The 22199-nt window shown below is 69.9% G+C and carries 17 protein-coding genes and 1 pseudogene; 9 read left to right on the top strand and 9 right to left on the bottom strand.

What is annotated here, in order from left to right:
• The first annotated feature begins 486 nt into the window (after nucleotides 1-486).
• Nucleotides 487-1695, top strand: coding sequence for a Gfo/Idh/MocA family protein (locus U1T56_RS20240; RefSeq protein WP_418161314.1), 1209 nt, complete (start codon nucleotides 487-489; stop codon nucleotides 1693-1695).
• Nucleotides 1696-2002: 307 nt separating this feature from the next.
• On the opposite strand, the gene U1T56_RS20235 is transcribed toward U1T56_RS20240, so the two are convergent.
• Complete coding sequence (locus U1T56_RS20235) at nucleotides 2003-2263, bottom strand: aldo/keto reductase (protein WP_418161313.1); 261 nt, start codon at nucleotides 2261-2263, stop codon at nucleotides 2003-2005.
• 373 nt (nucleotides 2264-2636) lie between these two features.
• On the opposite strand from U1T56_RS20235, the gene U1T56_RS20230 reads away from it, so the two are divergent.
• Nucleotides 2637-3689, top strand: coding sequence for a hypothetical protein (locus tag U1T56_RS20230; protein WP_418161312.1), 1053 nt, complete (start codon nucleotides 2637-2639; stop codon nucleotides 3687-3689).
• Here U1T56_RS20230 and U1T56_RS20225 read toward each other — a convergent pair.
• A complete protein-coding gene (locus U1T56_RS20225; RefSeq protein ID WP_418161311.1) occupies nucleotides 3673-4038 on the bottom strand; it encodes a DUF423 domain-containing protein in 366 nt (121 codons plus the stop codon). The two genes, U1T56_RS20230 and U1T56_RS20225, sit on opposite strands and share 17 nt — an antisense overlap.
• Nucleotides 4039-4110: 72 nt before the next feature.
• On the opposite strand from U1T56_RS20225, the gene U1T56_RS20220 reads away from it, so the two are divergent.
• On the top strand, nucleotides 4111-5121 hold the full coding sequence (locus tag U1T56_RS20220; protein ID WP_418161310.1) for an asparaginase: 1011 nt from the start codon (nucleotides 4111-4113) through the stop codon (nucleotides 5119-5121).
• A complete protein-coding gene (locus tag U1T56_RS20215) occupies nucleotides 5118-5678 on the top strand; it encodes a ribonuclease HII (RefSeq protein ID WP_418161309.1) in 561 nt (186 codons plus the stop codon). Before U1T56_RS20220 ends, U1T56_RS20215 begins: the two co-directional genes overlap by 4 nt.
• Nucleotides 5679-5706: 28 nt before the next feature.
• Here U1T56_RS20215 and U1T56_RS20210 read toward each other — a convergent pair whose 3' ends face one another.
• Nucleotides 5707-6240, bottom strand: a complete 534-nt coding sequence (locus tag U1T56_RS20210) for a hypothetical protein (protein WP_418161308.1) — start codon at nucleotides 6238-6240, stop codon at nucleotides 5707-5709.
• Between the two features lie 107 nt (nucleotides 6241-6347).
• Here U1T56_RS20210 and mutS point away from each other — a divergent pair, with 107 nt between their 5' ends.
• The 5 genes from mutS (at nucleotide 6348) to U1T56_RS20185 (ending at nucleotide 14886) form a co-directional block, all read left to right on the top strand.
• Nucleotides 6348-9053, top strand: coding sequence for a DNA mismatch repair protein MutS (gene mutS / locus U1T56_RS20205; protein WP_418161307.1), 2706 nt, complete (start codon nucleotides 6348-6350; stop codon nucleotides 9051-9053).
• A gap of 21 nt (nucleotides 9054-9074) precedes the next feature.
• Complete coding sequence (locus tag U1T56_RS20200; protein ID WP_418161306.1) at nucleotides 9075-9620, top strand: EF-hand domain-containing protein; 546 nt, start codon at nucleotides 9075-9077, stop codon at nucleotides 9618-9620.
• Nucleotides 9621-9675: 55 nt separating this feature from the next.
• A complete protein-coding gene (gene ftsH, locus U1T56_RS20195) occupies nucleotides 9676-11520 on the top strand; it encodes an ATP-dependent zinc metalloprotease FtsH (protein ID WP_418161305.1) in 1845 nt (614 codons plus the stop codon).
• Between the two features lie 65 nt (nucleotides 11521-11585).
• Nucleotides 11586-12827, top strand: coding sequence for a cation:proton antiporter (locus U1T56_RS20190; protein WP_418161304.1), 1242 nt, complete (start codon nucleotides 11586-11588; stop codon nucleotides 12825-12827).
• Between the two features lie 88 nt (nucleotides 12828-12915).
• A complete protein-coding gene (locus tag U1T56_RS20185) occupies nucleotides 12916-14886 on the top strand; it encodes an AI-2E family transporter (protein WP_418161303.1) in 1971 nt (656 codons plus the stop codon).
• On the opposite strand, the gene U1T56_RS20180 is transcribed toward U1T56_RS20185, so the two are convergent.
• From U1T56_RS20180 to U1T56_RS20155, 6 genes and pseudogenes are all read right to left on the bottom strand, one after another.
• A complete protein-coding gene (locus U1T56_RS20180) occupies nucleotides 14870-16324 on the bottom strand; it encodes an NAD(P)(+) transhydrogenase (Re/Si-specific) subunit beta (RefSeq protein WP_418161302.1) in 1455 nt (484 codons plus the stop codon). The genes U1T56_RS20185 and U1T56_RS20180 overlap by 17 nt on opposite strands.
• A gap of 13 nt (nucleotides 16325-16337) precedes the next feature.
• Nucleotides 16338-16616, bottom strand: a pseudogene (locus tag U1T56_RS20175) (proton-translocating transhydrogenase family protein); the annotation flags it as partial.
• 21 nt (nucleotides 16617-16637) lie between these two features.
• Nucleotides 16638-17762 (bottom strand): Re/Si-specific NAD(P)(+) transhydrogenase subunit alpha, encoded by a 1125-nt coding sequence (locus U1T56_RS20170; RefSeq protein ID WP_418161301.1) that lies wholly within the window; start codon nucleotides 17760-17762, stop codon nucleotides 16638-16640.
• A 134-nt stretch (nucleotides 17763-17896) separates the two neighbouring features.
• A complete protein-coding gene (locus U1T56_RS20165) occupies nucleotides 17897-18682 on the bottom strand; it encodes a methyltransferase domain-containing protein (RefSeq protein ID WP_418161300.1) in 786 nt (261 codons plus the stop codon).
• The gene (locus U1T56_RS20160; protein ID WP_418161299.1) at nucleotides 18682-20052 is read right to left on the bottom strand and encodes an ABC1 kinase family protein; all 1371 of its coding nucleotides are present in this window, start codon (nucleotides 20050-20052) and stop codon (nucleotides 18682-18684) included. The genes U1T56_RS20165 and U1T56_RS20160 overlap by 1 nt, the downstream gene beginning before the upstream one ends.
• Nucleotides 20049-21887, bottom strand: coding sequence for a M3 family oligoendopeptidase (locus tag U1T56_RS20155; protein WP_418161298.1), 1839 nt, complete (start codon nucleotides 21885-21887; stop codon nucleotides 20049-20051). Before U1T56_RS20155 ends, U1T56_RS20160 begins: the two co-directional genes overlap by 4 nt.
• Nucleotides 21888-22199 lie beyond the last annotated feature (312 nt).

Below are 22199 nucleotides of genomic sequence, written 5' to 3'. Positions count from 1 at the left end.
GCAGGCGGCGGGTCGGCTGCGGGAACGCGGAAGCGAGCGCCTGGACCATGCGCCCCAGAGTATAGGTTTTCTGTCCTGAATGCAAGGCGATCGGGGCGAGACCATGCCGAGCCGGACAGCATCTCACCTTGCGTTCGACCCGTATTGGCCGCAGCAGGGGGACCGCTGAGCGCAGCAGCTACAGGGGTGCCGGAAGCTCCGAAAGGTTGATTTCGTATGGTGTCACCGAAATTCGCCGGCCGCGCTTGCGGCCGGCTGGCCGCCAGGCAAAAAGAAACGGCCGACCCAGCGAAGGGCGGCCGTCCAGTCACTGCGGGGAACAATGGAATTGCTCCGAGGTCATAACGGCCGAGATGGGCGTCGGTTCCGCGAGGCGGGCGAAAATTCGCCCGGCTCGAGAGGCCGGGTGCTTTCGTGAAGGCCGGTTCCGGCCGGGGGCACGGGACGGTAAGCTCTCCCGCGACGACGGCGACGGGGAGGGGAGGCATGAACCCGGTTCTGGAGATGCTCGGACGCCGGCTGCGGCTCGCCGTGGTGGGCGGCGGGCCCGGCTCGTTCATCGGACCCGTGCACCGCACGGCGGCACGGCTCGACGACCGGTTCGAGATCGTGGCGGCGGTCCTCTCCTCGGATGCGGAACGCTCGCGCCGGGCGGCGATGGAGCTCGGGATCGCGGCCGAGCGGGCCTATGGCGGCTGGCAGGAGCTGCTCGAGGCGGAGCGGGCACGCGCGCAGGACGGGGCCGACGTGGTCGCGGTCATGACCCCGAACGGCAGCCATCATGCCATCTGCGCCAGGGCGCTCGAGCTGGGCTTCGACGTGATCTGCGACAAGCCGCTCACGACGTCGCTCGCGGACGCGCTCGACCTCGTGCGGCGGGTGCGGGCGAGCGGGCGCATCTTCTGTCTCACCCACAACTACACCGCCTATCCCATGGTCCGGCAGGCGCGCGACATGGTGCGGGCGGGCGTCATCGGCGAGGTGCGCCAGATCCAGCTCGCCTACGTGCAGGGCCACAACGCGACCCTCGTGGAAGCCGATGCGGCCGGGCGCGGCTGGCGCTTCGATCCCGCCGCCTGCGGTCCCTCCCTGATCCTGGGCGACATCGGCACGCACGCGCACCATCTGGGCGCTTTCGTCTCCGGGCTCGAGCTCGAGGAGGTCATGGCCGAGGTGTGGGCGAGCGTGCCCGGCCGGCGCGCCGACGATGCCGCGACCGTGCTGATGCGCTGGTCGGGAGGTGCCCGCGGCGCCATGTGGGTGACGAACGCCGCCGCCGGGGCGGAGCACGGGCTGTCGTTCCGCATCTTCGGCGAGAAGGGCGGACTCGAATGGCATCAGGAGCACCCGAACGAGCTCTTGCACCGGCGTCTGGGCGGATTTCCGGAGCTCCTGACGCGCCGGCTGCACGGGGCGCTGACACCTTCGGCCGAACGCGCTGCCCGGATCGAGATCGGCCATCCCGAGGGCTACCAGGAGGCCTTCGCCAATCTCTACAAGGATGCGGCCGAGGCGATCGCCGCCCGCATCGCGGGCAGGCCGTGCGATCCGCTCGCCCTCGACTTTCCGGGCGTGGAGGACGGGGCGCGCGGCATCGCCATGATCGAGGCCTGCCTCGAGAGCGCCAGAACCGGGCGCTGGACGAAGGCGCGGCTCGAGCTCCGAAGCGCTTCCTGGTCGGGTCGGAAGAGCTGACAAGCGCTCATGCCACTTGGTACCATGAGCCAATCCCGAACGCGAACACTCGGCGCGCTCGAGCTCCTCGTGCGTCACGTTGGAGATGCCGATGTGGCGCACCTTGCCTTCGCGCACGGGATCGGCCATGGCCCTGACCGACTTCCCGATCGGGGTGACCTCGTCGACCCAGTGGAGCTGAAGGAGTCGATCACCTCGCGGCGGAGCTGGTGCAGGCTCGCCTCGCGGATCGTGCGGATCGCCTTGGGCCGGCCGTCGCGGTAGTTGAGGCCAGGGCCGACCTCGGCGATCCCGCATTTGGTCGCGATCACGAGATCGGCGGGGAGGGGTGGAGGACCTCGGCGATCAGCGCCTCGTTGAAGCCGGGCCCGTAGGTGTGGGCGGTATCGATGAGAGTCACGCCGAGCTCGGCCGCACGGCGCAGCACGCGGATGCCGGAGGTCGGGTCGGGGCAGGGGCCCCAGTTGCCGGGCTGGCCGGTGAGCCGCATAGCGCCATAGCCCATCCGCGCCACCTCGAGCGCGCCGCCGATCCCGACCGTTCCCGCCGCCTTCGCCGTGACGCTCATGGTTCCGCCTCCCTCGTTCGCCCGCCCCATCCAGCGCGCCGACGCCGGTGCCGTCGATGGCACCCGCCGGATCGCTCATGCAGCCGCGGATTCCGGTCGTTTCGAGCCCGCTCACGGCCTCGTTCCGTTTTGGAAAGCCACGCATTAGATTATCAACCATAACGATAGAAGAGGTTGTTCCATGCGTGGCGCCCGTTCCGCTCTGTCGCTTTGCCTGCTCGTGGGCTGCGCGTCGACGCCGCCATCGGCAGAGCCACCCGGAAGATCCGTTCCTGCTGCGGCTTCGCCCCGGGCCGAGGCGCAGACTCCGGCTCCCGCACCGCCACGCGCGGACTGGCCGCGCGCCGCCGACTGCGCGACGACGGCGGCGGCCGTGGCGGGTCTGCCGGCGAGCGCACGCGAAGGGCTCGATCCCGCGAAGGCGCCTCTGGCGCTCGCCGTGGTCGATCGGGGCGCCCTGCTGCCGGAGGCCACGGCCTCGCAGGCCGTCACGCTCGACATTCCTCTGCCGGTCGTGGCCGGGCCGGACGCGATGCGGGCCTTTGCCTGCATCGTGCTGCTGGAGCGCTCCGGCTCGGCGCGCGCCGCGCCACGGCGCATGGTGGACCATACGATCGTGCGCTCGACCTACCGGCGGGGTCTGGAGCGCACGCCCAACCCGGACTATGCGACCCTGCAGCGCCGGGTGCGCGAGCTCGATCGGTGGGACGGCGTGGACGTGATGCCGACGGGCGATCCGGGGATCGACCTGATCGGGCTGGCCGTGGGTGGCATCCTGGACGTGCTGGGCTCGGCGCAGCGCGCGAAGGAGCGGGCAGAGGCGAAGGCGGCGCTGGCGGCGACACCCGCGAGCCTCACGGAGCCGGTATGGGAACCCTACACCTACGAGGTTGCGACCGTGGAGGCGCAGCGGACCGGCTGGCTTCGGGCGGCGCTCCTCGACCGGGGGGAGGGGCGGAGCTGGTCCCTGCGTCGGGAAGCGCAAGAGGCACGGACCTTCCGCGTCGCATCGCACCGGAGCCCCAAGGACCGTGATCTGCTCGAGAATCGCGGCGGCACGGTGGTGACGCCGGCCGACGTCGGGCTCTGGGAGAGCGGCGGCTTGCGCCCGGCCGTAAGCCAAGTGCTGACCATGCTGGCCGAGACGGCGCGTGCCGAGCCCGGTAGCAGCAGAGACACGACGGCGCTGCTCGGCGCATGGGCAGCGGAGGAGCTACCCGGTGTGGCAGCCGCAGCCGGTTCGGACGGGAGCGAGCCCGTGCGCCTCGGCGACGCCGCCGGCCGGCACGTCGGCCGCTCCAGTCTCGTCGAGCAGGTCGTGGCGGCTGACGGGACGCGGCGCTATCGGCTGAGGAGGCCGGCATCGGCAACGGAGCTGGGCTGGGACGAGGAAGCCCCCGAGGAGGAGTTCAGCCTCGAGCCCTGAAGGCCTGCCAAGCGAGCGCGGCCCAGCCGGCGAGGAAGGCGGTGCCGCCTACGGGCGTGATCACGGCGATGCCCGTAGGTGCGCCGAATGCCAGGGCATAGAGGCTGAACGCGAACAGCACGATGCCGATGGTCCAGCACAGCAGGGGTAGCCGGCTCGGCCAGCCGAGGGCGGCATAGGCCAGCATGGCGAGCGCGTGCGCCATCTGATACTGCGATCCGGTCTCGACGAGCGCGACCGCCCGTGCGTCGCCCGAAGCCTTCAGACCGTGCGCCGCGAAGGCTCCGGCCGCGACGGCCAGGAGCCCGCACAGGGCGGCCATGCCCACCCATACCCGATGACGCTCCATCCTCCTCGGTCTCCCTCTTGCGTGCCCGCCGCCCTTGTGGCTCATCGCGGCGGACGGGCAAGGGGAGAGACGATGGCGACGACGCCGGTCGCGATCGAGGTGTGGCGCGGCGAGCGCGTGGAGAGCCGGCATCGGGTGCGGGCCTGCGTCGTGGACGCGGACGGCCGCACCGTGTTGGCCGTGGGCGACGTGGACGAGCCGGTCTTTCCGCGCTCGGCCGTGAAGCCGTTCCAGGCGCTGGCCCTGCTCGAGACGGGTGCCGCCGACCGCTACGGCGTCAGCGACGCCGAGATCGCGCTGGCCTGCGCCTCGCACGGCGGCGAGCCCGAGCACGTGAGCCTGGTCGAGGCCTGGCTGAAGCGGCTCGGCCTCGACGAGAGCGCCCTCGCCTGCGGGCCACATCCGCCGCTTTACGCGCCCGCGGCAGCGGCGCTGATCCGGGAGGGGAAGACGCCGCGGCGGGTGCACAACAACTGCTCCGGCAAGCATACCGGCATGCTGGCGGCAGCGCTGCAGCTCGAAACCCCGACCAAGGGATACGAGCACGTCCACCATCCCGTGCAGCGCCACGTCGCGGCGGCCATCGCCGAGCTCTCGGGCCTCGAGGCGCTGCCCGAGCCCGGCATCGACGGCTGCAGCCTGCCCAACCATCCGCTGCCGCTGCGGGGGCTCGCCCGTGCGGCGGCACGACTCGCCGACCCGAGCGGTCTGGCACCGATGCGGGCGAAGGCGCTCGAGCGGGTGGCGCACGCCATGCGGGCGCATCCCAGGCTCGTCGCCGGGACCGGGCGCTGCTGCACGGCCGTGATGGAGGCGACGTCCGACGTGGTCGCCAAGACCGGGGCGGAAGGGGTCTATCTCGCCGCCGTGTGCGGGCGAGGGCTCGGGGTGGCGGTCAAGGCCGAGGACGGCGCCACGCGGGCGGCGGAAGCGGCGTTCCTCGCGGTGCTCGACCATCTGGACGCTCTGGACGAGCGGGCGAAGGCGACCCTGGCCCCGTTCATGCGCCCGGTTCTGCGGAACTTCGCCGGCCTCACGGTCGGCCGCATCGCGCCGGTTCCCGGCTGGCCCGCGGCGTCATGAAGCTCGTGGCCGGAGTCGACGAGGTCGGGCGCGGGCCGCTCGCCGGGCCGGTGGTGGCGGCGGCCGTGATCCTGCCCCGGCCGATTCCGGGCCTGGCCGATTCCAAGCAGCTCTCGGCCAAGGAGCGCGAGCGGCTGGCCCGGCTCGTCCGAGAGGACGCGATCGTAGCGCTCGGGGCCGCCTCGGTCGGTGAGATCGAGCGGCTCAACATCCTGGGTGCCACCATGCTCGCCATGCGCCGGGCCGTGAACCGCCTGGCGCTGCCGCCCGAGGAGGTGCTGGTCGACGGCAATCGCGGGCCGGCCCTCGCCTGCCCGGTGCGCTGCGTGGTCGGAGGCGACGCCTCCGTGCCCGAGATCAGCGCCGCCTCGATTGTCGCCAAGGTGGCGCGCGACCGGCTGATGGCGCGGCTCGCCCGCCGCTACGAGGGCTATGGCTGGGAGCGCAACGCCGGCTACGGCACGGCCGAGCATCGCGCAGCTCTGGAGCGGCTGGGCCTCACCCCGCACCACCGCCGCGCGTTCGCGCCCTGCGCGCAGCTCGCGCTCGCGGTCTGAGGCGGGCCTTGCGGGACTGCTCTGCCGCTCAGCTCCGGCCCAGCATCGCCGCCCAGAACGCGTCGCGGGCGAGGAAGCTCTCGGCGCTGTCGCTCGGGGAAAGGATCAGGAGCAAGAAGGCGCAGCCGGGCCAAGCCGACAGGCGACGCCCGAGGATGGCCTGATGCCCGTTTCCGATCCACTCGACCGCCGCTTCCTGGTGTACGCGGTCGAGGGAGAAGAAATGGACGAGCGCCGCCGCCTCGTCGTCGATCCGTGCCGAATCGTCGAGCACGAGCAGCATGGCGGTGACGACCGCCCGGCAATAGCCGGCATAGCGCGCGAGCGGGGCCGGATCGGCAATCGCGGCGGCCTGACGGTTGACGATCGCCGTGACGTCCTCGGTCGAGAGACCGGTCTTCGCCTCGGACCAGAAGAACGCGTCCAGGGCTCGGGCGCGATCGCTCCAGGGCAGGTAGCGGACCTCCTCTACGAGCCGCCCTACCACGTCCGCCGCGCGATCCCAATCTTCGGGGAGAACGCTGCGGAGATAGCTGACCGCCCTCAGGTCGTGATCGATCACGTCAACCTCGCCACGGCGGCGCCCGTCCGGGCGGGCCGGAGGGGCGATACAATCAGTGCGTTGCCCAAGATAGCATATTTCAACCGATGAGCAACAAAGGATCGACGATGGACGTGTCGCTCCCGGCCGGGGCCAATCCGCCTGCCGGCGCCGATGCCGTCTTCGACGCCGGCCGCGCCAGCCCGATGATCGCGCAATACCAGGCGCTGAAGCGGGCGCATCCGGGAGCGCTGCTGTTCTTCCGCATGGGCGACTTCTACGAGCTGTTTTTCGAGGATGCGCTCGTGGCGGCACCGGCGCTCGAGATCGCGCTGACCAAGCGCGGGCGGCACGCGGGCGAGGACATCCCGATGTGCGGAGTGCCGATCCACAACGCCGAGCTCTACCTGCACCGGCTGATCCGCAAGGGCTTCAAGGTCGCGATCTGCGAGCAGCTCGAGGACCCGGCCGAGGCCAGGAAGCGCGGCGGCAAGAGCCTCGTGAAGCGGGACGTGATCCGGATCGTCACCCCCGGCACGCTCACCGAGGACGCGCTGCTCGATGCCCGCAGCAGCAACTATCTCGTGGCGGTGGCGGCGAGCGGGGGCGAGCTGGCGCTGGCCTGGGTCGACATCTCGACCGGCGCTTTCTGGACCGAGGCGGTGGAGCGGGCCGGACTGCCGGCGGCGCTGGCGCGGCTGAGTGCTGGCGAGATCCTGGTCCCGGAGCGGCTCTTCGCCGAGCCGACGCTGGCCGGCACCTGGCGCGAGGCCGGCGAGGCGGTGACCCCGCTGCCGGACGCCTCGTTCGACAGCATCGCGGCCGAGCGGCGCCTGTGCCAGGCCTTCAAGGTCGCGACCCTCGAGGGCTTCGGCGGCTTCGGCCGGGCCGAGCTGGCGGCGGCCGGCGCCATCCTCGGTTATCTCGAGCTGACCCAGAAGGGCCTTCTGCCCCGGCTCGACCGGCCGCGCCGGCTCGAATCGCGCGCCGTGCTCCAGATCGATCCCGCGACCCGGCGCAACCTCGAGCTGGTGACGAGCCTTTCCGGCAGCCGCGAAGGCTCGCTGCTCGCGGCGATCGACCGGACCGTAACGAATGCCGGCGGCCGTCTCTTGTGCGAGCGGCTTTCGGCGCCGCTGGCGAGGCCGGAGCCGATCCGGGCACGGCTCGACGAGGTCGAGAGCTTCGTCGAGAGTCCCGACCGCCGGGCGGACGTGCGCGAGGCGCTCAGGCGCTGTCCCGATCTCGGCCGGGCGCTGTCGCGGCTCTCGCTGGGGCGCGGCGGCCCGCGCGATCTTCTGGCCGTGGCACGGGGGCTGGAGCAGGCGGGCGCTCTGCGCGATGCCATCGGCGACGAGCCGGCTCTCGCCGGGATCGCCCGCCGGCTGGTGCCTTTGGGCGCTCTGGTCGACCGGCTGGTCGGGAGCCTCGAGGACGAGGTGCCGCTGCTTGCCCGCGACGGCGGCTTCATCCGTGTCGGCCGGCACGAGGAGCTGGACCAGCTCCGCAACCTGCGCGACCAGAGCCGGCGCCACATCGCTGCCCTCGAGGAGCACTACCGGCGCGAGACCGGCATCTCGTCCTTGAAGATCCGGCACAACAACCTTCTCGGCTACTATGTCGAGGTGCCGGCCTCGCAGCTCGGCAAGGTGCCGGCGAGTTTCGTCCAGCGGCAGAGCATGGCCGGGGCCACCCGCTACAGCACGAAGGAGCTGGCCGAGCTCGAGAGCCGGATCGCGAGCGCGGGGGATCGGGCGCTGGCCCTGGAGCTCGAGCTGTTCGAGAGTCTGCGCCAGGAGGTGCTCGCCGAGGGCGACGCCATCGCGGTCACGGCCCAGGCCCTCGCCGAGCTCGACGTGGCGGCGGCGCTCGCCGAACTCGCCGTGGAGCAGCGCTACGTGCGGCCAGTGGTCGACGAGAGCGCGAGCTTCGCGATCGTGGGCGGGCGCCATCCCGTCGTGGAGCAGGCGCTAGCACGCGGCCACGACAGCTTCGTCGCGAACGACTGCGATCTCGGCCCGAGCCGGGCGCTCTGGCTCCTCACCGGTCCCAACATGGCGGGCAAGAGCACGTTCCTGCGCCAGAACGCGCTCATCACGGTGCTCGCCCAGATGGGAAGCTTCGTGCCGGCCAGCTCGGCCCGTATCGGCGTCGTGGACCGGCTGTTCTCGCGTGTGGGCGCTGCCGACGATCTCGCCCGCGGGCGCTCGACCTTCATGGTCGAGATGGTGGAGACCGCGGGCATCCTGAACCTCGCCGGGCCGAGGAGCCTCGTGATCCTGGACGAGATCGGGCGCGGCACGGCCACCTACGACGGACTCTCGCTCGCCTGGGCGGTGGTCGAGCATCTCCACGACGTGAACCGCTGCCGCGGCCTGTTCGCGACCCACTACCACGAGCTCACGGCACTCGCCTCGCGGCTGGAGCGGCTTTCCTGCCACACGCTCCGGGTGAAGGAATGGCAGGGTCAGGTCGTGTTCCTGCACGAGGTGGCGCCGGGCACGGCCGACCGCTCCTATGGAATTCACGTGGCACGGCTCGCCGGCCTGCCGGAGGCGGTGCTGCGCCGGGCCGAGGAGGTGCTGCATCGGCTGGAGGAAGGGGAGGCACGCTCCGCGCCGGCGAAGCTCGCGGACGATCTGCCGCTGTTCGCGGCGGCGCTCCGCCCGACCTCGGGGCCGGCGTGCGCCGGGGCCGAGCCTTCGGAGATCGAGCGGATCCTGGAAGATGTCGTCCCCGACGAGCTGACGCCCAAGGACGCGCTCGAGCTGGTCTACCGGCTCAAGAAATGCCTTGTCGAACGCGAGCCGCGCGCGCACATCAGAAGCCGGTAGACCAAGAAAGGTAGAGCCTCCGTGTGGCCACACGACGCCCGCCGCCGTCTCGCCCGCATCGGCTGGAGCTTCCTTGCCGCTCTGCTTCTGGCGGCGGGTCCGGCCCTGGCCGGAGCGCCCTCGCCCGAGGCACGCTCCTTGGATCGCTTCCTCGAGACCAACGTCTCGTTCTGCATGAAGGCGCCGGCGGCGCAGTGCATCGACCGCGGCTTCGCCTTCGCCGATCTCGATCACGACCGGCGCCTGTCGCTCGCCGAGGCCAAGGCGACCCAGGCCGAGGTGAACCGTTGGGTCAAGGCCAACGCCAAGCGTCTGCCGCCGCAGGAGCGCGAGCGGCTGGTGATGGGGATGCTTCTCCTGCAGACCATGGGCCCGGAGCAGCTCTTCAAGAGCTACGACGCCGACCACGACGGCGCGCTGAGCCGCGAGGAGCTGACCGCCGACCTCAAGCTCGACAGGCGGCCTCTGCCCGAGATCCTGAGCGATCCGTCCTCGATCGACTGGAATGCGCTCGCCGCCCGCGCTGGCGAGGCGGCGCCGCTCCTGCGGCGGCTGTTCCAGCTCTGAGCCGGACCTGCGGCGAACGGCCGGAAGAGACCCGAAGCACCGGAGGTGCCGCACCTTGGACAAGAAGACCCAGCTCCATCTCTGGTACGCCTTCGTCGCCATCTTCCTGATCCTGATGATCCAGGAATGGTGGCAGACGGCGAGCGAGACCGAGCTCATTCCCTACTCGGAGTTCCAGAGCTACGTCGAGAAGGGACAGGTCACCGACATCGCGGTGAGCGACAAGTACATCCGGGGCACGTTCAAGGAGCCGCAGAACGGCAAGACCCGGTTCGTGACCGCGCGGGTCGATCCGGCCATGGCGCAGGAGCTCGCCAAGTACGGCGTCACGTTCACCGGGGTGATCGAGAACAACTTCATCCGCGACCTTCTGTCGTGGGTCGTGCCGATCGTCGTGTTCTTCGCGATCTGGGCCTTCTTCTTCCGCCGCTTCGCCGAGAAGCAGGGCCTGGGCGGGCTCATGTCGGTCGGCCGCTCCAAGGCCAAGATCTATGTCGAGCGCGACACCAAGACGACCTTCGCCGACGTGGCCGGGGTCGACGAGGCCAAGGAGGAGCTGCAAGAGATCGTCGAGTTCCTGAAGAACCGCAAGGAGTATGGCCGGCTGGGCGCCCGCATCCCGAAGGGCATTCTCCTCGTAGGACCGCCCGGCACCGGCAAGACGCTGCTCGCGAAGGCCGTGGCCGGCGAGGCCGGCGTGCCGTTCTTCTCGATCTCGGGTTCCGAGTTCGTCGAGATGTTCGTGGGCGTGGGTGCCGCGCGCGTGCGCGACCTGTTCGAGCAGGCGCGGAAGGCGGCGCCGGCCATCATCTTCATCGACGAGCTCGACGCGCTCGGCCGGGCGCGCGGCGCCTTCCCCGGCGTGGGCGGCCACGACGAGCGCGAGCAGACCTTGAACCAGCTCCTGACCGAGCTCGACGGCTTCGATCCGTCGGAAGGCGTCGTGCTGCTCGGGGCCACCAACCGGCCGGAGATCCTGGACCCGGCGCTCCTGCGCGCCGGCCGGTTCGACCGCCAGGTGCTCGTGGATCGCCCCGACAAGAAGGGGCGCGAGCAGATCCTGAACGTGCACGCCAGGAAGGTGAAGCTCGCTCCCGACGTGAATCTCGAGCAGATCGCGGCCATGACCACGGGCTTCTCGGGGGCGGATCTCGCCAATCTCGTCAACGAGGCGGCGCTCTTGGCCACGCGTCGACGGGCCGAGGCTGTCACCATGGCCGACTTCACCCAGGCGATCGAGCGGATCGTGGCCGGCCTCGAGAAGCGCAACCGCATCCTGAACCCGCGCGAGCGCCAGATCGTGGCCTATCACGAGATGGGCCACGCGCTGGTCGCGATGGCGACTCCGGGCGCGGATGCGGTGCACAAGGTCTCGATCGTCCCCCGTGGCGTGGGTGCCTTGGGCTACACCATCCAGCGGCCGACCGAGGACCGCTTCCTGATGACCAGGGAGGAGCTGCTCGACAAGATCAAGGTGATCCTGGGTGGTCGTGCCGCCGAGAAGCTGGTGTTCGACCATCTCTCGACCGGAGCCGCCGACGATCTCGTGCGGGCGACCGACATCGCACGCTCGATCGTCGCCCGCTACGGCATGGACGAGAAGCTGGGCTCGGTCGCCTACGATGCCGAGCGCAGCCCGTTCCTGCAGCCGGCACCGGGCCAAGCCTATCTCGAGCGCCGGTTCAGCGAGGACACGGCGCGCGAGATCGACCTCGCCGTGCGGCGGATCATCGACGAGGCGTTCGAGGCCACGCTTTCGATCCTCGACCGCAACCGGCACGTGCTCGAGCGCTGCGCCAAAGAGCTGCTCCAGGTCGAGACGCTCGAGGAGGCTCGCTTACGCGAGCTCACGCGCGATCTGGTGCCCGAGACCAGAGCGGAAGCCGTGGCCGCTCAATGAGGGCGGCTGGCCGGCTCGTATCTCTCGGCTGCCTGCCGGGCCAAGCCCGGCGAGGCTGATGGTGCATGACCGCCGGACTGGTCGACCCCTATATCGTCGTCCTCGGCCTCGTCGGCGCCCTGATGCTGGGCGTGGCGGCGCTGCCGCTGCTGGTGCACGAGCTGCCGCTCTCGGTGCCGGTGATCCTTCTGCTCTTGGGCGGGGCCATCGGTGCCACCGGCGCCGGCGATACCATTCCCGGTCTGCAGAAGGCGCCCGAGGCGACCGAGCGGATCACCGAGCTTCTGGTCCTGATCTCGCTCATGGGGGCCGGGCTCAAGCTCGACACCCCGATCGGCTGGCGCCGCTGGGCCCCGACCTGGCGGCTCCTGGGCATCACCATGCCGCTCTCGATCGCAGGAATCGCCCTTCTCGGCTGGTGGATTCTGGATCTCGGCCCGGCTGCGGCCCTGCTCCTGGGCGCGATCCTGGCCCCGACCGATCCGGTGCTCGCGGCCGACGTCCAGGTCGGGCGGCCCGGTGAGGGCGATAAGGGCCGGGTCCGCTTCGCGCTCACCGCCGAGGCCGGGCTCAACGACGGCCTCGCTTTCCCGTTCGTCAACCTCGCCCTCGCCGTGGCGGCGCACGGGGCGGAGCCCGGTGTCTGGGCGCTCGAGTGGCTCGCCCGCGACGTGGTCTGGAAGCTTTCGGCCGGGATCGCGGTAGGCTGGGCCGCCGGGCGGCTCGCGGGCCGGCTCTTGTTCCGGCTGCCGAAGGGAACCGGGCTCGCCGAGAGCCGGGACGGTTTCGTGGCCCTGGGCCTTACGGCGCTCGCCTACAGCCTCACCGAGCTCGTCCACGGCTATGGCTTTCTCGGCGTGTTCGTGGCGGCGCTCACCTTGCGCGCCGTCGAGCGCGACCATGTCTATCACCGGCAGCTGCACGACTTCGCCGTCGAGATGGAGCGTCTGACGCTGGCCGTGCTCCTGATCGTGCTCGGCGCCTCGTTCACGAGCCAGTTCCTCCACCTCGTCACCGGGCCGGTGCTGGCGCTGAGCCTTCTCGTCCTTCTCGTGGTGCGGCCGCTCGCCGGGCTCGTCGGCTTCGTCGGCAGCCGCGAGCCGCTGCCGGAGCGCCTCGCCGTCTCGTTCTTCGGCATCCGTGGCATGGGGTCGTTCTACTATCTCGCTCACGCCGTCACGAGCGGGGGCTGGCGGGAGGACAGCGGCGTGCTGTGGGCCACGGTGACGGTCGTCGTGGTGCTCTCGATCCTGATCCACGGCATCAGCGCTACTCCGGTGATGCGGCGCGTCGAGCGGCGAGCGTGATCGCACCGGAAATCGGCCCTAGAGGGATCGGAAGAGCAGGAAGGCGGTTATTCCGCACGATCCTGCACGAGCTTTGGCACGAGCGAGCATGGCACCGCCCGATCCGACCACGATCCCCCCGCCGCCACCGGCACCTTCGCCTGCGCAGACCGAGGGGATCGACGGTGCTGCCGCTTCCGGGAGCCGGCTTTCGACCGAGGCGCTGATCCTGTTGTTCTTCGGGACGATCGCAGCGCTCTATCTCGGCCGCGACGTGTTCATCCCGCTGGCGCTCGCGATCCTGATGAGCTTCGCGCTGGGGCCGCTCGTCACCCGGCTCTACCGGCTGGGCCTCGGGCGCGTGCCGGCCGTCCTCGTCGTCATCACGCTCGTGACCCTGCTCCTCGGCGGCTTCGCGGCCATGGTTGCGAGCCAGCTCGTGCATCTCGCCGAGGAGCTGCCGCGCTACGAGAGCAACCTCAGGGCCAAGGCCAAGCTGTTCTCGGGCGGCATGCCCGGCAGCAGCCTCATCGACCATGCCGCCGACGTGCTGCGCGACATGGGCCAGGAGATCGAGCAGGCGGCTCAGGGCAATCCGTCGGGCTGGAGCGGCACGCAGCCCGGCCAGCAGCCTCCGCCCGGCCAGCAGGGGCGGCCGATCCCGGTCGAGATCCACCAGCCGCCTTCCTCTCCGCTCGAGGCGCTCTCGAGCGTGGCCGAGCCTCTGCTCGGGCCGATCGCCACGGTGGGTGTGGTCATCGTCTTCGTGATCTTCGTGCTGCTGCAGCGGGAGGATCTGCGCGACCGGCTGATCCGGCTGTTCGGCCTCGGCGACGTGCACCGCACCACCGAAGCGGTCAACGATGCCGCGAAGCGCGTGGGCCGCTACCTGATCATGCAGCTCGTGATCAACCTGGCCTATGGCGTGCTCGTGGGCACCGGCCTGTTCTTCATCGGCGTGCCCAACGCGCTGTTGTGGGGAATGCTCGGGACCATCCTGCGCTTCATCCCCTATCTCGGGCCGTTCCTCGCCACGCTGCTCCCGACAGCACTCGCCCTTGCCGTCGATCCGGGCTGGAGTACGGTGCTGCTCACGATCGGGCTGTTCGTTGCGATCGAGCTGATCACGAACAACCTGCTCGAGCCCTGGCTCTACGGCTCGAGCACGGGCCTCTCGCCGCTCGCGATCATCGTCGCCGCGGTGTTCTGGACCACGCTCTGGGGCCCGGTCGGGCTCCTGCTCTCGACCCCGCTCACGGTATGCCTGGTGGTGCTCGGCCGACACGTGCCCCAGCTCCAGTTCCTGGAGGTCCTTCTGGGCTCGGCGCCGGTGCTCACACCCGAGGTCAAGTTCTACCAGCGTCTTCTCGCCGACGATCCGCACGAGGCCGGGGAGCTGGCCGAGGATCTGCTCGACCAGCAGCCGCTGCAGGAGGTGCTCGACGGCATGATCCTGCCGGCGCTGACGCTGGCCGAGCAGGATCGGAGCCGGGGCGCCTTCGACCGGGCGCGCTCGCGGGTCCTCGCGGGCATCGCGATCGACATCGTCGACCGGCTGGCGGAGGCCGTGGCCGAGGAAAGGGCCCCGATAGCACAGCGGCAGCCGCCGCTGCGGGTGCTCTGCGTGGGAGCGCGCAACGGCCTCGATCGCGCGGGTGCGGTCATGCTGGCGCACCTGCTCCGGCTGAAAGGAGTGGATGCCGATGCCATCACGGCCGAGCCGGGCCTGCCGCCGCGCACGGAGCTCGCGACCTACGATGCCGTTTGTCTGTCCTTTACGGACCCGCGGGCATGGCGTCAGGCCCGACGCCTGACGCTTCGGCTGCGCGCCCGCCAGGGCGGTCAGCGCAAGCCGGTCTGGCTGGGCCTGTGGACGCTGCCGCCGGGCGAGATCGTCGCGGCCACGACCGCGACCGGCGCGGATGGGGTCGTAAGCTCGCTCGCGGCAGCCGTGGCGGCCCTGGCAGAGGCAGAGGAGGCCGAGGTGCAGCCGCCGCCGGCGGAGGCGGCGGTTGCCGGACCCGGGGCGGGACCGCCGGCCGCCCGGCTCGACCAGCCGGCGGTCAGCCCATCGCCTTGACGACCTCCTCGGTGACCTTCTTGGCGTCGCCGAACAGCATCATGGTCCGGTCCATGTAGAACAGGGGATTGTCGATCCCGGCATAGCCCGGCGCCATCGACCGCTTGATGAAGAACACCGCCTTGGCCTTGTCCACATCGAGAACCGGCATGCCGTAGATCGGCGAGGAAGTGTCGGTCTTGGCGGCAGGGTTGGTGATGTCGTTGGCCCCGATCACGTAGGCCACGTCCGCCTGGCCGAACTCGTTGTTGATCTCCTCCATCTCGAAGACCACGTCGTAGGGGATGTTGGCCTCGGCCAGGAGCACGTTCATGTGCCCCGGCATCCGCCCCGCCACCGGGTGGATCGCGAACTTCACCTCCACCCCCTTCTTGGTCAGGATGTCGTAGAGTTCCCGGACCGCGTGCTGCGCCTGCGCCACTGCCATGCCGTAGCCCGGCACGATGATCACCTTCTGCGCGTTCTCCATGATGAAGGCGGCGTCCTCGGCCGAGCCCGCCTTCACCGTCCGCTCCTCGAGCTCGCCTGCGGCTGCCGCCGTCTCGCCGAACCCACCCAGGATCACCGAGACGAACGAGCGGTTCATCGCCCGGCACATGATGTAGGACAGAATCGCGCCCGAGGAGCCCACGAGAGCCCCGGTGACGATCAGCATCGGGTTCTTGAGCGTGAAGCCGATACCGGCCGCCGCCCAGCCCGAGTAGCTGTTCAGCATCGAGACCACCACCGGCATGTCGGCGCCGCCGATCGGGATGATCAGGAGAAAACCGATCGCGAACGCCAGCAGCGTCATGAGCGTGAAGGCGACCGTGCTCTCGGCGGCGATGAACCAGAGCAGAAGGAGCACGATCAGGGCGCCGATGGTCATGTTGATCGCGTGCCGGCCCGGCAGGAGGATCGGCCGCGAGCTCATCGCCGTCCTGACCAGGGGCTGCAGCGGTCCGAACGCCTTCTCGATGCTGGGCGGCAGCTTCGCCTGCAGCTTGCCGAACGCGATCACCGAGCCCGAGAAGGTGATGGCGCCGATGATGATGCCAAGCCCCATCTCGAGGCGCGAGAGGAGATGGATGTGGCCGTCCGGGTCGGTGATGCCGAAGTCGGCCGGGCTCGAGAAGGCGCCGATCGCGACGAACACGGCAGCGAGACCCACCAGCGAGTGGAACGCCGCCACGAGCTGCGGCATCGCGGTCATCTCGATCCGCCTGGCCACGACATAGCCGATGCCGCCGCCGATCACCAGCGCCAGGAGGATGAAGAGATAGGTCGAGGCTCTCGCGTGCGGCAGGGCCAGCAGCGTGATGACGATGGCGATGGCCATGCCGATCATGCCGTAGCGGTTGCCGGCACGGCTGGTGGCGGGGCTGGACAGGCCACGCAGCGCCAGGATGAAGCAGACCGCGGCGACGAGGTAGCCGATCGCGGCGAGATTGGTGCTCATCGGCTCGTCCTCCTCAGCCGCGCTTCTTGAACATGGCGAGCATGCGCTCGGTGACGGCGAAGCCGCCGAAGATGTTCACCGCCGCGAGGATCACGGCCAAAAAGCCGAACACGGCCGCGATCCCGCCCGCCCCGGTGGCGATCAGGGCACCGACGATGATCACGCTCGAGATGGCGTTGGTGACCGACATGAGCGGGGTGTGGAGCGCAGGTGTGACCGACCAGACCACGTAGTAGCCCACGAACACCGCGAGCACGAAGATGATCAGGTCGAAGATGCCGGGATCGATGGCTTCCATCGTCTTGTCCCCTGCTCAGGCCGCCGGCTTGAAGGCGTCGTGGACGACCGAACCGCTCTGGGTCAAAAGCGTGCCCTTGATCAGCTCGTCTTGGGTGTCGACCTTGAGCTCCTTGGTCTTGGGATCGATCAGAAGCTGAAGGAAGTTGAGGAGGTTCTTGGCGTAGAGCACGGTCGCGGCGGGGGCGATGCGGGAGACGAGGTTCTTCGCACCGATGATCTTGACGCCGTTTTCGGTCTCGACCGTTTTGCCGGGCTCGGCGCCTTCGATGTTACCACCGCTCTCGGCCGCCATGTCGAACAGGATCGAGCCCGGCTTCATGCCGGCCACCATGGCGGCGGTGATGATCCGAGGCGCCTTTCTGCCCGGGACCTGGGCGGTGGTGACGACGATGTCCTGCGCGCGCAGGTGCTCGGCGACGATCTCCTGCTGCTTCTTCTGCTCCTCGGGTGTCAGCGGCCGGGCATAGCCGCCCTTGGTGGCGGCTCCTTCCGGGATGAAGCCCACGAATTTGCCGCCCAGGGACTCGATCTCCTCTTTGGCGGCGGGGCGAACGTCGGTGGCGGTGACCACCGCCCCCATGCGCTTGGCGGTGGCGATCGCCTGCAGCCCGGCGACACCCGCGCCGACGATGAACACCTTGGCGGGAGTGACCGTGCCGGCAGCGGTCATCATCATCGGCAGCACGCGAGGATACTCGGCCATGGCGTCGACCAGGGCCTTGTAGCCGGCGAGGTTGGCCTGAGAGGAGAGCACGTCCATCGCCTGCGCCCGAGTGGTGCGCGGCAGGAGCTCCATGGCGAAGGCCGAGATGCCGGCCCTGGCATAGGCCTCGACCTGGTCCTTGTTCATGTAGGGGTCGAGCGCGCCGATCAGGATCTGGCCCTGGCGCAGAAAGCCCATCTCCTCGTCGATCGGGCGCTGGACCTTGAGGACGATGTCGCTCTGCCAGACCGCCGCGGTGTCGGCGAGGATGGCCCCGGCGGCGGCGAACGCATCGTCGGGGATGGCAGCACCTTGCCCGGCGCCCCTCTCGACGACGGGCTCGAGGCCTATGGCCTTGTAGCGCTTGATGGTCTCGGGCGAGGCTGCCACGCGCCGCTCGCCCTCGCGACGCTCCTTGGGTATTCCGATCTTCATGGTCTGTCGCGTCTCCCCAAGTTGCCGCGCCTTCTTGGCTGCCCTGATCCGGCAGCTCTCGGGCTGAATAGGAAAAGTCGCCGACGCTGACAATCGGACTTTTGCCGAATGGCAGCCGGTGATCGCCCGAAAGGTCAGACGAGCACGGTCGTGGCGACGAAGAACAGCCGCTTGAACGGGAACAGGGTAACGCCGGCCGCATCGGCCGGATAGGCGGCGGCGAGGCGAACTCCCAACGCCCGCTCGAAGGTGCGGGCCGCTTCGGCACCCGAACCGCCCAGCGCTGCGTGGACGGGAAGAAGGGTCGTGCCCTTCAGCCATTCCAGAACCGGATCGGGGCCGGTGAGCGCGTGGTGGTAGGTGGTCTCCCAGAGATCGACCGCAGCACCGGCTCCGGTCAGGATCGCATGGTAGGCAGCGGGCTCCAGCACATGGTCGCCGAGCGCCAGATCCCCGAGCCTGTCGCGCCACTCGGGCTCGGCCGCCAGCATGCGGATCAGCCGGTGCGAGGGTGCCGCGAAGTTGGCGGGCACCTGAACGGCCAGCACGCGGCAGCAGCGGAGGAGGTCGGGCAGGAGGCGGTCGTGGCCCGGCAGCCAATGGAGCGAAGCGTTGGCGATGATCAGGTCGACCGCCCCGGCCGGGCGCCAGGTGGCGGCATCGGCCTCGATCAGCTCGACACCAGGGTCGGTGGCTTTCGCCTTCTCGAGCATCGCAGGCGAGACGTCGACGCCGACGAGCTGCGCTCGCGGGAAACGGGCCCGGAGCGCCGGAAACAAGGCGCCGGCGCCACAGCCGAGATCGACCACGCGCACGGCCTCCGGTCCGAGCGGCACCCTTGCCAGGAGGTCGAGCGCAGGCCGCAGACGCGGGGCAGCATGGCGTCCGTACTGCTCGGGCGACCAGGAGAGCACCGGCATCAGGGCAGCGGCAGGCCGTGGCGGGTGAGCGCCTCGGTCTGACGCCGCTCGAGCTCCTTCACGTCGAAGTCCCGGATCAGGTCCATGAACAGGCGATACCAATTGATCTCGGCCGAGAGGTGCAGGAACACGGCCCCGAGGCCGATCGCCGCCCGGTCCATGAACACGAACTCGCGCGGCGGGGTGACGCCGCCGGCCTCGCGCAGGCGCTGGTGCACGCGCTCGGCGAGCTTGCGGCCTTCCCGGCTGCTTCGGGTCTCCTCGATGAGCCGCGGCCGGTCCTCCATCAAGGGGCCGTAGAGATAGGACGCCCACTCGTTCAGGATGTCGACCGTGGTGTCGTTGAGCCGCTCGAAGCCCCAGCTCTCGTAGGCCGCCACCGCCCGGCTGCGGTCGCCTTGGGCGAGAGCCCAGTAGAGATCGATGACGCCCTTGACGAAGCTCGGCTTGAACACGCGGATGCAGCCGAAATCGAGCAGGTTGAGGTCGAGATCGTCGCGCACCGTGTAGTTGCCGAGGTGTGGATCGCCGTGGATCACGCCGTAATTGTAGAACGGCACGTACCAGGCGCGGAACATGCGCAAGGCCAGCTCGTTGCGCTCCTCCTGCGAGGCCGCCTTGAACTCGAGGAGCGGTCTGCCATCGAGCCACTCCATGGTGATGAGGCGACGGGTCGAGAGCTCGGGGACGACCTGTGGCACGTGAATGTGGCGCTCGCCCGCCAGCATCTCGCGGTAGAGGCCGAGGTGCCGGGCTTCCAGCGTGTAGTCGAGCTCCTCGCGCAGGCGGGCCGAGATCTCTTCGTAGATCCGGCTGGTGTCGATCGCGGCGTCGTAGCGGCGGTAGAGGGCGAAGATCAGCCGGAGCTGAGCGAGGTCGGCCTCCACGGCGGCCTCGATGTTGGGATACTGCAGCTTGCAGGCGACGGTGCGGCCGTCGGCGAGCACGGCCTTGTGCACCTGGCCCAGCGAGGCCGCGGCCGCGGCTTCGAGCGGGAACGACTTGAACCGCTTCTCCCAGCCGGGTCCGAGCTCGGTCTGCATGCGCCGCCGCACGAAGGGCTTGCCCATGGGCGGGGCGTTGCTCTGAAGCTGGGCGAGCTCGGCCGCGTACTCGGCCGGGAGCGCGTCCGGGATGGTCGCCATGAGCTGGGCGACTTTCATGAGCGGGCCTTTGAGGCCGCCCAGGGCCTCGCGCAGCTCGCTGGCATGGCCGGCGTCGAGCTTCCGGCCCAGAAGCCTCGCACCCGCCATGCGCGCGGCCTGCACGCCCACCGTGCCGCCGACCTGGGCGTAGCGGCGCACGCGCGAGCCGAAGCTGTTCTCGCTCCTGGGCTCGCGCGGCCGGGCCGAACCTGGCTGCTTCGTCATGCACGCTCCGGTAACGTTGCCTCGAGCTGGTCGATCAGGCCTTCGAGCAGACCGAGCCCTTTGGCCCAGAAGCCGGGATCGGAGGCGTCGAGGCCGAAGGGGGCGAGAAGCTCCTTGTGGCGCAAGGTGCCGCCGGCGCGCAGCAGGTCGAGGTAGCGGGGCTCGAAGCCTTCGGGGTTCTCCTCGTAGACCGCATAGAGCGAGCTCACGAGGCAGTCGCCGAAGGCGTAGGCGTAGACGTAGAACGGCACGTGGATGAAGTGCGGGATGTAGGACCAGTAGAAGCGGTAATCGTCGCGGAAGCGGAAGGCCGGGCCCAGGCTCTCGGTCTGGACACCCATCCAGATCCGGCAGAGATCGTCCGTGGTGAGCTCGGCGGCTTTCCTGGCGTCGTGGACCTGGCGCTCGAACTCGCAGAACGCGATCTGGCGCACGACCGTGTTGATCTTGTCCTCGATCTTGGCAGCGAGGAGCACGCGGCGGCGGGCCGGATCGGTCTCCTCGGCGAGGAGAGCCTGGAAGGTGAGCTGCTCGCCGAACACGGAGGCCGTCTCGGCGAGGGTGAGGGGCGTACTCGCCATGAGCGGACCCTGGCGGGCGGCCAGGACCTGATGGACGCCGTGGCCGAGCTCGTGCGCGAGCGTCATGACGTCACGGTTGCGGCCCTGGTAGTTCATGAGGACGTAAGGGTGGACGCTCGGCACGGTCGGGTGGCAGAAGGCGCCGCTGTCCTTGCCGGGGCGGAGCTGGGCATCGATCCAGGAGCCCTCGAAGAAACGGGTCAGGATATCGGCCAGCGTGGGCGAGAAGCGGCGGTAGGCATCGAGCACGATGCCGCGCGCCTCGCTCCAGGGGCGCCGCGTGTCGACGTCCTCGGGGAGCGGCGCGTTGCGGTCCCAGAACTCGAGCCTGTCGAGCCCGAGCCAGCGGGCCTTGAGCGTGTAGTAGCGGTGCGAGATTCGGGGATAAGCGGCGCGCACGGCCGAGATCAGCGCATCCACCACCTCGTCCTCGACCTGGTTCGCGAGGTTGCGCGAGGAGATCGGCCGAGGAAATTTGCGCCAGTCGTCCTCGATCTGCTTGTCCTTGACCAGCGTGTTCATGATCCGGCTGAACAGCCGGATGTTCTTCTCGAGCACACCGCTGATCGAGCTGGCGGCGCGCTCACGCAAGGAGCGGTCCTTGGCCGAGAGGAGATCGAAGATCTCGGCACTCGTGAGCTCCTTGCCGTCGAGCGGAAAACGCAGGCCCGCCATGGTCTCGTCGAACAGGCGGACCCAGGCGCTGCGGCCGGTGACGTGCTTCTCGTGCAGCGTGCGCTCGACCTCGTCCGAGAGCTGGTGCGGGCGGAAGCTGCGGACGACCTCGATCCAGGGCTCGAGCCGGCGCAGGCGGTTCGAGGCTTCGATCTTCTCCGCGAGCGGCGCGTCGTCGAGCTTGTTGAGCTCGAGGGTAACGAACAGGAGCTTCGTGCCGATCGCGGTCACGCGTTCCTGGATGCCCTGGTAGAACCGGCCGATCTCTGCATCGTCGCGGTTCGCGGCGAACAGGAGCTGGGCATAGGACGCGACGCGGCCGATCCGGTCCTCGAGCGCCTCGTAGCGCTCGAGCAGGGCGGCGAGCCCGTCGCCGTCGAGCTCGGGCAGCCTGCCCTTGTAGGTGGCCTCGAGCTCGCCGGCTTCGTGATCGGCGGCCAGAAGGTCGGCCTCGATCCTGGGATCCTCGGGGCTGGCGTAGAGGTCGCCGAGGCTCCAGGCGGGTCCCTGTTCGGCCGGCGCCAGGCTGCCCGGCGCTTCGCCCGTCACCACGTTTCGCAAGCACTCGCTCGTCAGCATTCCGATACCTTTGCTCGGGGGCTTCGTGACATATAAGCCGCACGCCGAGGCCGTCCAGGCAGAGGGTCACACGGCACGCAGGGCCGCCAGCGCCGCACGTGTCCGGACGAGGCTCGACGGGATCGAGCCCAGCAGTCGCGCCTTTCCCGGGGCGTGCAGCATCGCGACGGGCCCGGCCGAGCGCGTCGAGCCGGTCGGGATCGGCGGCCAGGTGCTCGACCGCCATCCAGTTCCTTTAGGATCTCGGCGCGCGCCTGCGTCTGGATGCTCACGCTCTGCGCCTGCTCGAGGCTGCGGCGCTCCTGGGCGGTG

This window comes from Benzoatithermus flavus, from assembly GCF_037908215.1.
Taxonomy (GTDB): Bacteria; Pseudomonadota; Alphaproteobacteria; order Geminicoccales; family Geminicoccaceae; genus Benzoatithermus; species Benzoatithermus flavus.
The sequence above is the reverse complement of the archived record's forward strand: the minus strand, read 5'-3'. Positions and strand labels throughout refer to the sequence as shown.

What these genes read in the sequence shown, in the direction of transcription:
- U1T56_RS20180 (WP_418161302.1), bottom strand. Translation starts at nt 16,324, where the DNA reads ATGAGCACCAATCTCGCCGCGATCGGCTACCTCGTCGCCGCGGTCTGC.
- mutS (WP_418161307.1), top strand. Translation starts at nt 6,348, where the DNA reads ATGGACGTGTCGCTCCCGGCCGGGGCCAATCCGCCTGCCGGCGCCGAT.
- U1T56_RS20160 (WP_418161299.1), bottom strand. Translation starts at nt 20,052, where the DNA reads ATGACGAAGCAGCCAGGTTCGGCCCGGCCGCGCGAGCCCAGGAGCGAG.
- U1T56_RS20170 (WP_418161301.1), bottom strand. Translation starts at nt 17,762, where the DNA reads ATGAAGATCGGAATACCCAAGGAGCGTCGCGAGGGCGAGCGGCGCGTG.
- U1T56_RS20190 (WP_418161304.1), top strand. Translation starts at nt 11,586, where the DNA reads ATGACCGCCGGACTGGTCGACCCCTATATCGTCGTCCTCGGCCTCGTC.
- U1T56_RS20220 (WP_418161310.1), top strand. Translation starts at nt 4,111, where the DNA reads ATGGCGACGACGCCGGTCGCGATCGAGGTGTGGCGCGGCGAGCGCGTG.
- U1T56_RS20240 (WP_418161314.1), top strand. Translation starts at nt 487, where the DNA reads ATGAACCCGGTTCTGGAGATGCTCGGACGCCGGCTGCGGCTCGCCGTG.
- U1T56_RS20225 (WP_418161311.1), bottom strand. Translation starts at nt 4,038, where the DNA reads ATGGAGCGTCATCGGGTATGGGTGGGCATGGCCGCCCTGTGCGGGCTC.
- U1T56_RS20155 (WP_418161298.1), bottom strand. Translation starts at nt 21,887, where the DNA reads ATGCTGACGAGCGAGTGCTTGCGAAACGTGGTGACGGGCGAAGCGCCG.
- U1T56_RS20235 (WP_418161313.1), bottom strand. Translation starts at nt 2,263, where the DNA reads ATGAGCGTCACGGCGAAGGCGGCGGGAACGGTCGGGATCGGCGGCGCG.
- U1T56_RS20185 (WP_418161303.1), top strand. Translation starts at nt 12,916, where the DNA reads ATGGCACCGCCCGATCCGACCACGATCCCCCCGCCGCCACCGGCACCT.
- U1T56_RS20165 (WP_418161300.1), bottom strand. Translation starts at nt 18,682, where the DNA reads ATGCCGGTGCTCTCCTGGTCGCCCGAGCAGTACGGACGCCATGCTGCC.
- U1T56_RS20215 (WP_418161309.1), top strand. Translation starts at nt 5,118, where the DNA reads ATGAAGCTCGTGGCCGGAGTCGACGAGGTCGGGCGCGGGCCGCTCGCC.